This window comes from Arthrobacter sp. Soil763, assembly GCF_001428365.1.
Taxonomy (GTDB): Bacteria; Actinomycetota; Actinomycetes; order Actinomycetales; family Micrococcaceae; genus Arthrobacter.
Genome location: NZ_LMSH01000003.1, coordinates 483,520 through 497,405 on the forward strand (window position 1 = coordinate 483,520; position 13,886 = coordinate 497,405).

General features: G+C 69.7%; 13 protein-coding genes. 4 read left to right on the forward strand and 9 right to left on the reverse strand.

The features are described 5' to 3' along the window. Positions 1–108: 108 nt before the first annotated feature. Complete coding sequence (locus ASG71_RS11910; protein WP_056739451.1) at positions 109–609, forward strand: pyridoxamine 5'-phosphate oxidase family protein; 501 nt, start codon at positions 109–111, stop codon at positions 607–609. A gap of 40 nt (positions 610–649) precedes the next feature. Here the strand turns inward: ASG71_RS11910 and ASG71_RS11915 are convergent, their stop codons facing one another. The 3 genes from ASG71_RS11915 to ASG71_RS11925 are packed head-to-tail and all read right to left on the reverse strand — an operon-like array spanning position 650 to position 4,012. Next, on the reverse strand, positions 650–1,501 hold the full coding sequence (locus tag ASG71_RS11915) for a transglutaminase family protein (RefSeq protein WP_056739453.1): 852 nt from the start codon (positions 1,499–1,501) through the stop codon (positions 650–652). Further along, complete coding sequence (locus ASG71_RS11920) at positions 1,498–2,424, reverse strand: alpha-E domain-containing protein (RefSeq protein ID WP_056739454.1); 927 nt, start codon at positions 2,422–2,424, stop codon at positions 1,498–1,500. Before ASG71_RS11920 ends, ASG71_RS11915 begins: the two co-directional genes overlap by 4 nt. Further along, complete coding sequence (locus ASG71_RS11925) at positions 2,417–4,012, reverse strand: circularly permuted type 2 ATP-grasp protein (protein ID WP_056739456.1); 1,596 nt, start codon at positions 4,010–4,012, stop codon at positions 2,417–2,419. The genes ASG71_RS11920 and ASG71_RS11925 overlap by 8 nt, the downstream gene beginning before the upstream one ends. Before the next feature lie 158 nt (positions 4,013–4,170). On the opposite strand from ASG71_RS11925, the gene ASG71_RS11930 reads away from it, so the two are divergent. Beyond that, complete coding sequence (locus tag ASG71_RS11930; RefSeq protein ID WP_056739458.1) at positions 4,171–5,205, forward strand: YeiH family protein; 1,035 nt, start codon at positions 4,171–4,173, stop codon at positions 5,203–5,205. Between the two features lie 68 nt (positions 5,206–5,273). Next, a complete protein-coding gene (pepN, locus tag ASG71_RS11935) occupies positions 5,274–7,880 on the forward strand; it encodes an aminopeptidase N (RefSeq protein ID WP_056739460.1) in 2,607 nt (868 codons plus the stop codon). 19 nt (positions 7,881–7,899) lie between these two features. Here pepN and ASG71_RS11940 read toward each other — a convergent pair whose 3' ends face one another. The 5 genes from ASG71_RS11940 to ASG71_RS11960 form a co-directional block, all read right to left on the reverse strand. After that, a complete protein-coding gene (locus tag ASG71_RS11940; protein WP_056739462.1) occupies positions 7,900–9,003 on the reverse strand; it encodes a biotin/lipoate A/B protein ligase family protein in 1,104 nt (367 codons plus the stop codon). 100 nt (positions 9,004–9,103) lie between these two features. Then, positions 9,104–9,361 (reverse strand): type B 50S ribosomal protein L31, encoded by a 258-nt coding sequence (locus ASG71_RS11945; RefSeq protein ID WP_056739465.1) that lies wholly within the window; start codon positions 9,359–9,361, stop codon positions 9,104–9,106. Between the two features lie 155 nt (positions 9,362–9,516). Continuing rightward, positions 9,517–10,326 (reverse strand): TrmH family RNA methyltransferase, encoded by an 810-nt coding sequence (locus ASG71_RS11950; protein ID WP_056739467.1) that lies wholly within the window; start codon positions 10,324–10,326, stop codon positions 9,517–9,519. Positions 10,327–10,333: 7 nt separating this feature from the next. Beyond that, a complete protein-coding gene (locus tag ASG71_RS11955; RefSeq protein ID WP_056739469.1) occupies positions 10,334–11,119 on the reverse strand; it encodes a sulfite exporter TauE/SafE family protein in 786 nt (261 codons plus the stop codon). An 18-nt stretch (positions 11,120–11,137) separates the two neighbouring features. Beyond that, a complete protein-coding gene (locus tag ASG71_RS11960; RefSeq protein ID WP_056739471.1) occupies positions 11,138–11,923 on the reverse strand; it encodes an ABC transporter ATP-binding protein in 786 nt (261 codons plus the stop codon). 122 nt (positions 11,924–12,045) lie between these two features. On the opposite strand from ASG71_RS11960, the gene serB reads away from it, so the two are divergent. Then, entirely contained in the window at positions 12,046–12,951 is a 906-nt protein-coding gene (gene serB / locus ASG71_RS11965) for a phosphoserine phosphatase SerB (RefSeq protein WP_056739473.1), read from the forward strand. 73 nt (positions 12,952–13,024) lie between these two features. On the opposite strand, the gene ASG71_RS11970 is transcribed toward serB, so the two are convergent. After that, on the reverse strand, positions 13,025–13,789 hold the full coding sequence (locus ASG71_RS11970; RefSeq protein ID WP_056739475.1) for an SDR family oxidoreductase: 765 nt from the start codon (positions 13,787–13,789) through the stop codon (positions 13,025–13,027). Positions 13,790–13,886: the final 97 nt, after the last annotated feature.

A 13,886-nucleotide genomic window follows, 5' to 3' on the forward strand; every position in this document is an offset into this window, starting at 1 on the left:
GAATACCCCCATCCGCGGGGATCATCCCGTGGATGAAGGAACGTTTATTCGGCCGCCGGGCCGTTATGCCCTAGCTTCTGCCGCGGCCGCTGTCGTAGGCTCGGCGCCATGAGCACTGATCCGAATCCGGCCGCCGGCCAGTCCAACCCAGGCCAGTCCCACGACGTCGAGAATCTGGACTCCCACGAGTGCTGGCGGCTGCTCCGCAGCGTCACGGTGGGCCGGATGGCCGTCTGGGTCGACGACCACCCGGATATCTTCCCCATCAACTACAAGGTGGACCACGGCACCTTGGTGTTCCGTACCGCAGAGGGGACCAAGTTGCAGGCCGCCACGGGCGACACCCCGGTCGCGGTCGAGGCCGACGGTGTGGATTCGGACAGCGGCATCGCCTGGAGCGTGGTTGTCAAGGGCCAGGCCGCCGCGGTGAAGAACCAGGAAGAAGTCCTGGATACGGTGGGGTTGCTGCTCTTCCCCTGGCAGGCCGGCAAGAAAGAACACTTTGTCCGGATCACGCCGGACACCATCACGGGCCGGCGGTTCAAGATCGTGCCGCCCCTGACCTGGTGGACCCCGCTGGATGACGCCACCCGCTCCGGCCTCGAATAGCCGGGACCGGCTGCGGCGGTAGCAGGGCTGCCCGTGCGGCTCAGGCCAGCCGGGTGATCTCCACGCTCACCGACAGGTCCGACCCGCCGCCGCCGGACAGGATGCCCTTAAGCGGCGGCACGTCGCGGTAGTCGCGGCCCCGGGCCACGGTGACGTGGAAGTCCCCGGCCGGCTTGTGGTTCGTCGGGTCCCAGCTGCGCCATTCGCCGTCCCACCATTCCAGCCACGCGTGTGACTGGCCCGCGACCGTCTCCCCCAGTTCCGCCGTCGAGCGCGGGTGAAGGTAGCCGGAGACGTACCGGGCCGGGATCCCGCAGCTGCGCAGGGCCCCGATGGCCAGGTGGGCGAGGTCCTGGCAGACACCCTGGCGCTGGTTCCACGCCTGCTCGGCGTTGGTGGTGACCCCGGTGGACCCCTTCATGTAGCTCATTTCGCCGCGCATCCACTCGAACACGGCCATGGCGGCTTCGTGCGGGTTGCGCCCGGCGACGACCCCGGGCACGATGCCGAGGACCTCGGCGCCGGGTCCGGTGAGCTGGGACTGCGGGATCCAGTCGCTGAACCGGTTCAGTGTCTCCGCCGAGGCGAGGTCTTCCCAGGCCACGATGTCAGCTTCCGCCGGGATCCGCTCCACCCGGTGCACCTCGACGGTGGTGGTGGAGAGCACCTCCAGGTACTCGTGCGGCATCTGCATGTCGAAGGCCGTCACCCGGGTTCCCCAGTAATCCCGGTAGCTGCTGACCGCCGCCTGCGCCGGGGACACCTTCATCGAGGACTCCAGCACCACCTGCTGCGGGTCGGTCAGCGGCGTCATGCGCGCCTCGTTGTAGGAAAGCGTGACCCGCCGGTTGTACTTGTACGCGGTCCTGTGCGTGATGCTGAGCCGGGTCATGAAACTTCTCCCACCCAGGCCAGTTCGTCTGCCTGATTGAAGTACTTACGGGAAATCGCGTCCGAGGCCTGCGAAACGGCCTTCTGCACCCGTTCCATGTGCTCGGGCAGCTCGGACATCAGGTCGTCGGTGCGGTGGAACTCCAGGAAGGTCCGGGCCTGGCCGACGATCCGGCGCGCGTCGTTGATGAAGCCGACACGCTGGGCCGAGGGGTCCAGTTTGGCCAGGCAGTCGTCGGCGTCGCGCAGGGCGTAGACAATGGAGCGGGGGAAGAGCCGATCCAGCAGCAGGAATTCAGCCGCGTGCTGGTCACCGAATGCGGCGCGGCGGGTGCGCAAAAAGGATTCGTAGGCGCCGGCGCAGCGGAGCATGTTCACCCAGGACATGCCGGCGGAGAGCACATCCCGGGTCGAGAGCATGCGCGCGGTCATGTCGGCCCGCTCCAGGGACCGGCCCAGGACCAGGAACAGCCAGCTCTCGTCGTGGCTGACCGTGGTGTCGGCGAGGCCGCTGACCATCGCGGTGCGCTCAAGCACCCAGTTGCAGAACCGGTAGGTCCCCACGACGTCCTTGCGGTGCTGGTTCAGGCCGTAGTACGTGGTATTCAGGCTCTCCCAGAGCCCGGAGGACACGGTCTCGCGGGCGCGGCGGGCGTTTTCCCGGGCCGCGCCGAGGGAACCGGCGATCGAGGTGGCGCTGTGCTTGTCGTAGGCCAGGGCGTGCAGCAGCTCGTCCAGGCCGAACTCCTCGGACTGCGGCCGCGCTCCCATGACGGCGAGCAGTTCCTGCGCGACGCTGCGCTGCTCCTCCATCGGCAGGTGGTTCAGCCGTTCGAGGTGGACGTCCAGGATGCGGGCGGTGCCGTCGGCCCGTTCGACGTAACGGCCAATCCAGAACAGTGACTCGGCAATACGGCTAAGCATTCGCGGCTACCTCCTGCGCGTCGGACATCTGCTGCTGTTGCTGCTCTTTCTGGCTGTCGCGCCAGTTGCTCTCGACCGGCCAGACCGAGACCCGTTCGCGGACCGCGATCGACGGCCGCGGGATTGACTCGACCGGCACCTGCGGGGAGTCGGCCAGGACCCAGGTGTCCTTGGAGCCGCCGCCCTGGCTGGAGTTCACGATCAGCGAGCCCTCCTTCAACGCCACGCGGGTGAGGCCCCCGGGCAGGACCCAGACGTCGTCGCCGTCGTTCACCGCGAACGGGCGAAGGTCCACGTGCCGCGGTCCGAACTTGTCGCCGCTGAGCGTGGGCACGGTGGAGAGCTGCAGCACCGGCTGCGCGATCCAGCCGCGCGGGTCCGCGATGATCCGCTTGCGCAGGGCGTCCAGTTCGTCCCGGGACGCGTCCGGGCCGATCACCAGGCCCTTGCCGCCGGAACCGTCGACCGGTTTGACCACCAGCTCATCGAGCCGGTCCAGCACGTGCTCGCGGGCTTCGGGCTCTTCAAGCCGGAAGGTGTCGACGTTGGCGATCACCGGTTCCTCGCCCAGGTAGTAGCGGATCAGGTCCGGGACGTAGCTGTACACCAGCTTGTCGTCCGCGACGCCGTTGCCGACCGCGTTGGCGATCGTGACGCCGCCGGCGCGGGCGGCGTTAACCAGGCCCGGGCAGCCGAGCATGGAGTCGGAGCGGAACTGCAGCGGGTCGAGGAACTCGTCGTCGATCCGCTTGTAGATCACGTCCACGCGCTGTTCACCCGCGGTGGTGCGCATGTAGACCCGGTTGCCGCGGCAGATCAGGTCGCGGCCCTCGACCAGTTCGACGCCCATCAGGCCGGCCAGCAGGGTGTGCTCGAAGTAGGCGCTGTTGAACACGCCGGGGGTCAGGACCACGACGGTGGGATCGTCGACGCCGGCCGGCGCAGTCTTGCGCAGCGCGGAGAGCAGGCGGCGCGGGTACTCCTCCACCGGGCGGATGAGCTGCTGCCCAAACGCCTCCGGCAGGCCCTTGGCCATGGCCCGGCGGTTCTCCAGGACGTAGCTGACGCCGGAGGGGACCCGGACGTTGTCCTCCAGGACCCGGAACGTGCCCGCCGCATCGCGCACGACGTCGATCCCGGAGATGTGCACCCGGACGCCGCCGGCCGGCTCGAAGCCGTGGACCTGGCGGTGGAAGTGCGCGCTGGTGGTGACGAGCTGCCGCGGGATGACGCCGTCCGCGACGACCGCCATCTTGTCGTAGACGTCGTTGAGGAACGCCTCCAGGGCCTTCACACGCTGGGCGACGCCGCGTTCGAGGACGCTCCATTCGTCGGCCGGGATGACGCGGGGCACGATGTCCAGCGGGAACGGCCGTTCCTCCCCCGCGAAGTCAAAGGTGACGCCGCGGTCCAGGAAGGTCCGGGCCATGGAGTCGGCCCGGGCGGTGACGTCGGCCAGCGACAGTTCGCGGAGCGCGCCGGCGACCTGGCCGTACGAGCTGCGGGCCTGCTGGCCCGGGGCGAACATCTCGTCGTAGGCGCCGCTGCGGCCGGCAGCCGCGGAGTAATCCTCGAAAAGGTCAGACATGCCCACTAGCCAACCATCTTTTCGTGACGAAATCATTTCGGTCCACGGCCGCCGCGCCGTGCGCGCGGGGCGGGCGGCGGTGCGCGCGGCGTTGTGCACCCTGGTGCGTGCGGTGTTGCGTGCGGCCGTTGGCGCCTTCATAGGGCAGGGTGGAAGCCGTGCCCCTTTCCCGCCCCTCTTCGCTTCCGCCGGCCGGCGGGGCTGCGTTGCGCCTCCTGCCGGGCCTGCTCGGCTGCGCCGCCGCCGTCGGTGTAGCCCTCGCCGTGCACGCGGCGCTGCCCGCCCTGCCGGCGATGACGGCCGCTGTGGTGCTGGGCCTGCTCGCCGCGAACCTGCCCGGGGCCGCGGGGTGGAGCGCCGGGCGGGGCCGTGCCGGCCTGGATTTCGCGGGCAAGCACCTGATGCGCGCCGGGATCGTGGTGCTCGGGCTCAAGGTCAGCGTGGTAGACGTGCTGGGCCTGGGCTGGCCCGCGCTGCTGCTGATCACCGCGGTGGTGCTGGCGGCTTTTGCCGGCACCTACGGGATCAGCCGGTTGTTCCGGCTGCCGCCGCCGGTGTCGCTGCTGATTGCGACCGGTTTCGCCATTTGCGGTGCCTCGGCGATCGGTGCGATGGCCGCGGTGCGCCGGATCCGGCAGCAGGACACCGTGCTTCCGATCGCCCTGGTTACCCTGTGCGGCACGCTCGCGATCGGCGCGCTGCCGCTCCTGGTCGGACCACTGCGGCTGGCACCGGAGACCTTCGGTGCGTGGGCAGGCGCGTCGGTGCACGACGTCGGCCAGGTCGTGGCCACAGCCCAGACCGCGGGCGCCTCGGCGCTCGCCGTCGCCGTGGTCGTCAAGCTCACCCGCGTGCTGCTGCTCGCCCCGATGGTCGCCGCCGCCGGCCTGCACCACCGCAGGGGCGCCGACGGCGGCGGACGGCGTCCTCCCCTGGTTCCCCTGTTCGTCCTGGGCTTCATCGCCCTGGCCGCGCTGCGGTCCACCGGCTGGCTGGCCCCGGAGGTGCTCGCGGCGGCGGCCGTCCTGCAGGACGGCCTGCTGGGCATGGCACTCTTCGGCCTCGGCTCGGCCGTGCGCGTCCGGCAGCTGCTGCACACGGGCACGCCCGCCCTGCTGGCCGCCCTGGCGTCGTGGCTGCTGATCGCCGCGCTGGGACTCGGCGCCGCCGTCGTGCTCATCCCCGCCGGCTGACGGAGTTCATCGCTGCCCGGAGTTCGCCGGTACCCGGCCCGCGGGGCCGCCCATGATTAGATAGCGGGGTGTCGAACCAGAACCTCAGCCGCGACGAAGCGGCGGCCCGCTCAGCCCTGATCAGCACCCACAGCTACGACGTCTGGCTGGACGTCCGGCAGGCGGCGGACCCGGCCGTGACGGGTTACCCAAGCCGGACCACGATCACCTTCTCCGCCCGGGAACCGGGCGCCGCGACGTTCCTGGACTTCATCGGCGGCGAGGTGCAGGCGGTCACCCTCAACGGCCGGGAACTGGCGGTCGCGGAGGTCGTGGACGGCTCCCGGATCCGGCTGGATGACCTGCAGGCGGACAACCAGGTCACGGTCACCGGCACGGCCCTCTACAGCACCTCCGGTGAGGGCATGCACCGGTTTTTCGACCCGGCCGACGGGCAGTGCTACCTCTACACCCAGTATGAGCCGGCTGACGCGCGGCGGGTGTTCGCCAACTTCGAACAGCCCGACCTCAAGGCCGAATTCACCTTCCACGTCACCGCCCCCTCCGGGTGGGCGGTGTCCTCGAACGGCACCGAAACGCAGCGGACGCCCGTGCCGGGCGACCCGGCCGCGGCCCGCTGGGATTTCGCACCGACGAAGCCGATGTCCACCTATATCACCACCGTCCTCGCCGGCCCCTACTTCAAGGCCGAGGACACCTGGCACGGGACGCTGGCGGACGGAACCGGGCTGGAGGTGCCGCTGGCGCTGTACTGCCGCGCGTCGATGGGGCCGTCCTTTGACCCGGAGGAACTCTTCCGGCTGACCCGGAACGGGCTGAACTTCTTCAACCGCCTCTTCGATTACCCCTACCCCTGGGGCAAGTACGAGCAGGCCTTCGTCCCCGAATACAACCTCGGCGCGATGGAGAACCCCGGACTGGTGACGTTCACCGAGAGCTACGTCTTCACCTCCCGGGCCGCCGACTCGCAGTACCAGGGCCGGGCGAACACGCTGCTGCACGAGATGGCGCACATGTGGTTCGGTGACCTGGTCACGATGCGGTGGTGGGACGACCTGTGGCTCAAGGAATCCTTCGCGGACTACATGGGGACCCTGGGCGTGGACCGCACCACGGACTGGGACACCGCCTGGGTCAACTTCGCCAACAACCGCAAAGCCTGGGCCTACGTCCAGGACCAGCTGCCCACCACGCACCCGATTGTCGCGGACATCCCGGACCTCGAGGCCGCGAAGCAGAACTTCGACGGGATCACCTACGCCAAGGGCGCCTCGGTGCTCAAGCAGCTGGTGGCCTATGTGGGCTTCGAGGCCTTCATCGCCGGTTCCCGCCGGTACTTCCGCGACCACGCCTACGGCAACACCACCCTCGCGGACCTGCTGGCCGCGCTCAGCGCCGCCTCCGGCCGGGACCTCGGCGCCTGGGCCCGGCAGTGGCTGCAGACCTCCGGCATTTCAACGCTGACCGCCGAGATCGACGACGACGGCGGGGTCATGGGTTCCGTGGCGATCACCCAGCAGGCGGAAGACCCCGCCACCGGCCGGCAGGAACCGCGCCCGCACCGGCTGCGGATCGGCCTCTACAACCCGGACGCCGACGGCGCCCTGGTCCGCACCGACAGCGTCGAAACCGACGTCGACGGCGGCCGCACCGTGGTCTCCGCTCTCGCCGGGAAGGCCCGGCCGGCGCTGCTGCTGGTCAACGACGAGGACCTCAGCTACGCCAAGGTCCGGCTGGACCCGCAGTCCGAAGCCACGGTGCGCAGCTCCCTCGACGCGATCAGCGACCCGATGGCGCGGGCGCTGTGCTGGACCGCACTGTGGGACGCGGCGCGCGACGCGGCCGCCCCGGCGGAGCGCTACGTCGAGGCCGTGCAACGCTTCGCCCCCGCCGAACCCGGCATCGGGGTCCTCCTGGCCGTGCTCGGGAACGCCTCGACGGCCATTGAACGCTACGTTCCGGCCCGCCGCCGCGGCGCGGTCCGGCACGCGTTCCTGGCCACCGCCGCGGCGCAACTGGCCGCCGCGGCCCCCGGCTCGGACCAGCAGCTGGCCTGGGCCAGAACCCTGGCCGCCACCAGCCGTTTCGACGCCGGCGAACTGGACCTTCTCCGCGGCCTGTTGGACGGCAGCACCGTCATCGAAGGGCTCGCCGTCGACGCCGAACTGCGCTGGAACCTCTGGCACGCTTTGGCGGCCCACGGCCAGGCCGGTCCGGAGGATCTCGAAGCCGAACTGGCCCGCGACAACACCGCGTCCGGGAAGTCCGGTCACGCCACGGCCCTCGCGGCGCGGCCGGACCCGGCCGTCAAAGACGCCGCCTGGGACGCCGCGGTGCACGGCACGGCCCTGTCCAACCAGCTGCTCAGCGCAACGATCGCCGGCTTCAACACCGCCCCGGCATCCCTGCTGGCGGGCTACGTGGAACCGTACTTCGAGTGCCTGGAGCGGGTCTGGGCCACCCGCAGCATCGAAATTGCCAGCAGGATCGTCCGCGGCCTCTTCCCGGCCGGACAGGACCTCGACGGCGCCGGTTCCCCGGCCGGGCACCCGGTGCTGGTGAGGACGGACGCATGGCTGGCCGGACACCCGGACGCCCCGCGGGCATTGCGCCGGATCATCGTCGAACAGCGCAGCCAGCTGCTCCGGGCGCTGACAGCCCAGGCCGCAGGCTAACGCCCCGACCGAGCTGCGGTTACGGGACCCGGTGCAGCCACTCCGGGGTGCCGAACTTGGTCTCCACCCGGCGGCGGGCGGCGTCCAGTTCGGCGTCGGTGAGCTCGGCCGGCGCCGCCCCGTAGCGTTCGCTGAAGACCTCCATCATGGCCGCGACGATCTCGGCGCGGGCCAGCCCGGTCTGCCGGCGCAGCGGGTCGACGCGTTTCTTGGCGCTCGTGGTGCCCTTGTCGGAGAGCTTCTCCTTGCCGATCCGCAGCACCTCGACCATCTTGTCGGCGTCGATGTCGTAGCTCATCGTGACGTGGTGCAGCATGCCGCCGTTGGCGAGCCGCTTTTGTGCGGCGCCGCCGATCTTGCCGTGTTCGGTGGCGATGTCGTTCAGCGGCACGTAGTAGGCGCTGATGCCGACCTTTTCCAGGGCGGCCATGACCCAGGCGTCCAGGAACCCGTAGGAGTCCGCGAAGCTGATGCCGTCCACGAGCGTCTGCGGCAGATACAGCGAGTAGGTGATGCAGTTGCCGGCTTCCATGAACATGGCTCCCCCGCCGCTGATCCGCCGGACGACGCTGATCCCGTGCCGGCTGACCCCCTCGGGGTGGACCTCGTTGCGGACGGACTGGAAGCTGCCGATCACCACGGACGGCTCCTCCCAGTCCCAGAAGCGCAGCGCCGGGTTGCGGCGGCCGGCGCCGACTTCCTCGGTGAGGACCTCGTCCAGGGCGACGTTCACGTGCGTGGGCAGGACCGTGGGGCCGATGATGTCCCACCGGTGGTCGCCCCAGCCGGTGGCCTTGGCCAGGGCACGGCGGACCGCGATGGCGACCGCGTCGGCGGAGAAACCGAACAGGACGGCGTCCGCCGGCAGGGCCGCCGTGACGGCGGCGGCGAGGTCGGCCGCGCCGGTATCGGCGGGGAGTCCGGTGAGGCTCCGGTTGATTTCGGGCAGCGCCTCATCCGGCTCGAGGAAGAAGTCGCCGCTGATCGAGACGTGGGCCAGGACGCCGTCGACGACGTCGAGGTCGGCCACGACCAGTTTGCCGCCGGGCACCTTGTACTCGCCGTGGCGGCGGCCGCCGTCGTCCTCGGTGCTGGCGGCGTCGAAGGCGGGAGAGGAAGTCATACCCTCCATCCTGCCACGCCGCGCCGCCCTCCTGCCGGGACGCAAAAAGCCCGCACCGTTTCCGGTGCGGGCTTTCCACAAGACCTTGGGAAGAAGAAGGTTACTTCTTGCCGCCGAAGCCCTTGAAGCGAGCGTTGAAGCGCTCGACGCGGCCTGCGGAGTCCATGATGCGCTGCTTGCCCGTGTAGAACGGGTGGGACTCGGAGGAGATTTCGACGTCGATGACCGGGTAGGTGTTTCCGTCTTCCCACTCGATGGTCTTCGAGGAAGACACGGTGGACTTGGTCAGGAACTTGACGCCGGAAGCCAGGTCGTTGAAAACAACAGCTTCGTACTTCGGGTGGATATCAGACTGCATAATTGGACCTTTGTTCGCGCAACTGGATTTTGCCAGCTGCCAGGTATGAGTGGGAGTGGGCGTGCGGCGCCGGAAAGCGCTGAACGGCCAGCTACCAATGATAGCCCAGATCCGCGGCTCCGACGAACCGGCCGGACCGGGGCGGCCGGCCGCGTTCAGCCGCGGGGACGCAGCTCCCAGAAGGCGACGGCGGAGGCCGCGGCGACGTTGAGCGAGTCGACGCCGGGGCGCATGGGGATCTTCACGGCGAGGTCGACGGCGGCCAGGGTGGCCGCGCTCATGCCCGCACCCTCGGTGCCAAGCACCAGCGCCAGCCGCTCCGGGTTCCGGGCCGCGAGGTCATCGACGTCGACGGCGTCCGGGGTGAGCTCCATGGCGGCGACAAGGAAGCCGTGGTCCTTCAGCACCGCCAGGTCCCCCGGCCATTCATCAAGCCTGGCCCACGGGACCTGGAACACCGTTCCCATGCTGACGCGCACGCTGCGCCGGTACAGCGGGTCACCGCAGCGCGGCGAGATGAGTACGGCGTCGAGGCCCAGGGCGGCGGCGGAGCGGAAGATCGCGCCGACGTTGGTGTGGTCGACAATGTCTTCGAGGACGGCAACCCGGCGGGCCCCGGCGAGCAGCTCGGGCAGCGGAACGGGCGCCGGGCGGTGCATGGCGGCCATCGCGCCGCGGTGCAGGTGGAAGCCGGTGATCTGTTCCAGGAGTTCCGCGGAGCCGATGTAGGCCGGCACGTCCGGGTAGGCCTCGAAGACGTCGGCGAGGTCCTCGCGCCACTTTTCGGCGAGGAAGAATGAGCGCGGCCGGTGTCCTGCGGCGAGGGCGCGGCGGAGGACACGGGATGATTCGGCGATGTACATCCCCTCGGCGGGTTCGCGGAGTTTGCGCAGGTGCACGTCGGTCAGTTGCGTGTAGTCCGCGACCCGCGGATCGTCGGCGGAGTTCAGGTATTGGAAGTTCACGGCGCGGTCAATTCAGCAGTTTGGCGATCATGAAGCCCAGCGCCACGACGCCGAGGGTGAAGATGACTCCGCGCAGCACCGGCGGGGACAGCCGGCGGCCCACCTTGGATCCGATGAGGCCGCCGATCAGGGAGCTGACCGCGATCAGGCCGACCGCGGTCCAACTGATCCGGTCGAAGGCGAACAACAGGTAGGACGCGGCGGCGACGACGTTCACGCCGAGGACGAGGATGTTTTTCATGGCGTTGGCGTTCTGCATGGTGCCCGCCATGAACACGCCCAGGATGCCGACCAGCAGGATGCCCTGGGCCGCAACGAAGTAACCGCCGTACACGCCCGCGAGATAGACGAGGACCACCAGCAGGACGGAGTGCCCCTTGTCGCGGAGGGCGTTCGCAGGGTTCTCTTCCCTGGTCTGGACCCAGCGCTGGAGCCGCGGCTGGAAGACCACCATCAGGAGCGCGACGACGATCAGGGCGGGGGCCGCGTAATGGAAGACGGCCTCGGGAAGGTGCAGCAGCAGGTAGGCGCCGGTGATGCCGCCGGCGAGGGACGCCGGCAGCAGGCGCAACAGTTGCCTCCCCCGCCCCGCGAGCTCCTTGCGGTAGCCCCAGGCGCCGGCGGCGTTGCCCGCGACCAGGCCCATGGCGTTGCTGATCGAGGCGGTGACCGGCGCGAAGCCCAGCGCGATGAGGACCGGGAAGGTCACCAGGGTGCCCGAGCCGACCACGCTGTTGATGGTGCCGGCCCAGAGCCCGGCGAAGAAGATGAAGATGCTGCTGAGGAACTCCACGTGCTGTGCGCGGCCCCGTTAGCGGCGGGCGGTGGCGGTGTACCGGCCGCCGGTGACAGTGACGTCCAGGTCCACTCCGAAGGTGTCGCTGAGGTTCCCGGCGGTGAGCACGTCCCCGATGGGGCCGGAGGCGACGATGCCGCCGTCGCGCATCAGCAGGGCGTGGGTGAAGCCCGGCGGCACCTCCTCAAGGTGGTGCGTGACCAGGACGATCGCCGGTGCGGCCTCGTCCCGGGCCAGCCCGCTGAGCCGGTGCACGAGGTCCTCGCGGCCGCCAAGGTCCAGGCCGGCGGCGGGCTCGTCAAGGAGCAGCAGTTCAGGGTCCGTCATGAGGGCGCGGGCGATCTGCACGCGCTTACGCTCCCCTTCGGACAAGGACGCGAAGGGGCGGTTGAGCAGCGGGCCCATTCCCCACTCGTTCAGCAGTGCGAAGGCGCGGCGTTCGTCGTCCTTCTCGTAGCCTTCGCGCCAGCGTCCGGTGACGCCGTACGCGGCGGTCACGACGACGTTGAGGACCGTCTCATGCCCGGGGATCTGGTTGGCCAGGGCGGCCGAGGACAGGCCGATCCGGGGGCGGAGTTCGAAGACGTCGACGGCGCCGAGGACCTCTTCGAGGATGCCCGCCATGCCGCTGGTCGGGTGCAGCCGCGCGCCGGCGACCTGGAGCAGAGTGGTCTTGCCGGCGCCGTTGGGGCCGAGGATGACCCAACGCTCGCCCTCCTTGACCTGCCAGTCAACCTTGTCCAGGAGCGTCTTCGCCCCACGCACAACGCTGACGGCGGCCAATTCAAGAACTTCACTCATAGGAGTAGACACTAGGACAAAAAAGCGGGCTACTGATAACCGGCAGCGGCGCCCCGGCCGGGGGCGTCACCGGGCGGAAACGAATTCAGGGCCGCGCCGGGCCGATCGCTAGGATTGAAGCCATGAGTTCGAACGTGACCGCGGTCAGCTACGGCGTCCATTTGTCCCCCTCCGACGTGCAGCAGCTCCACCGCGCCCTGGCCTCGGCGGGCCTGACCGTGGGCCACGAGTCCGGCTCCGGCGACGGACGCTTCGACGTCCACACCATCGAGTGCACGGCCCCGGAACCCCTGACCGAAGCCGGCCTGGCGGAGGTCCGCCGCGCGGTCACCGACGCAGGCGTGGCCGCCGGCACCGGCGTGGGAACCGCCGTCGTGCCCGCGGCCCTCCGGCAGGCTCCGCGGAAACTGCTGATCATGGACGTGGACTCCACCCTGATCCGGCAGGAAGTCATTGAACTGCTCGCCGCCTACGCCGGCAAACGCGAGGAAGTGACGGCCGTGACCGAGGCGGCCATGCGCGGTGAACTGGACTTCGCGCAGAGCCTGCACGCCCGGGTCGCGGTGCTCGCCGGGCTGCCGGCCGACGTCGTTGACTCCGTCCGCGCCGAGGTGCAGCTCAGCGACGGCGCGGAGGCCCTGGTGGCCGCGTTCAAAGCGGCAGGCCACGCCGTCGCCGTCGTTTCGGGCGGGTTCAACCAGATCCTGCGCCCGATTGCCGAGGGTCTGGGCCTGGACTACTGGATCGCGAACGAGCTGGAGATCGTCGACGGGGCGTTGACCGGGCGGGTGCTCGGCGACGTCGTGGACCGCGCCGCGAAGGAAAAGTACCTGCGCGAGTGGGCCGCGGCCGAGGGCATCCCGATGGAACACACCATTGCGGTGGGCGACGGCGCCAACGACCTGGACATGCTCGGCGCTGCCGGCATCGGGGTGGCCTTCAACGCCAAGCCCGCCGTCCGCGCCGCGGCCGACGCCGCCGTGGAGATGCCATACCTGGACGCCGTCCGCCACATCGCGGGCGTCTGACCTTAAACGCGAAATGACACCTGGCGGCAGTGTTCTTCAGGAACATTGCCGCCAAGTGCCATCCCGGTAGCGGCTAGTTGGTGCCTGCGCCGTCCGCTTTGTCGAAGTAATCGGCGCCGCCGACGTACTCGGTGTGGCCGGTCTCGACGTCGGCCGTGGCCATCTTGGCGACCTCGGCGGCGAATTCCTTGACCGAGTAGAGCTTGCCGGCCTCGGCGCGGCGGGCCTCGATGGCGCCGGGGTTGGAGCGGTCCAGCAGCGTGGCGGTGACCGTGCCTTCGATCATGTCGCCGGAGACGACCAGGAGAGAGATGCCCTTCTCGTCCAGGGCAGGGATGAGGTCGCGGAGTGCGTCCTCGCCGGCGCGCTTGCTGCGGGCGACCGGCTCGTACTCGGGCATGGTGGGCACGGTCTCAATGAAGTGGGCCTGGTGGCTGGTCACGAAGACCACCCGGGAGCCCACCGACATCAGGGGCACGGCGGCGTTGAGCATGTTGACCTGCGCGTCGCGGTTGAGCTTGAGCGCGTACCCCTCCTCCATGCCGGATTCCATTCCGCCGGAGGCGTTCAGTACCAGCAGATCCAAGGCGCCGAAGTTCTCCATCGCGGCGCTGGCCAGGGCCTGGACGCCTTCCTGGGTGGTGAGGTCTGCGCCCACGGCTGCGGCGCGGCCGCCGGCGGCCTCGATCTCGGCGACGACCTTGTTGGCGCGGGGTGCCTTCTGGCGGTAGTTCACGACGACGGCGGCACCCTCCGCGGCGAGGAATTTGGCAACCTCGGCGCCGATGCCACGCGATGAACCGGTAACGATCGCGGTCTTGTTCTCCAGCAGTCCCATACGAGCTCCTTTGTTCCAAACATCCAAATACGGTGGGGTCTGCTGTCCATCATGCCAGCGTCCCCGGGCAAACCGTTTGTACCGGATCCACAAAGAA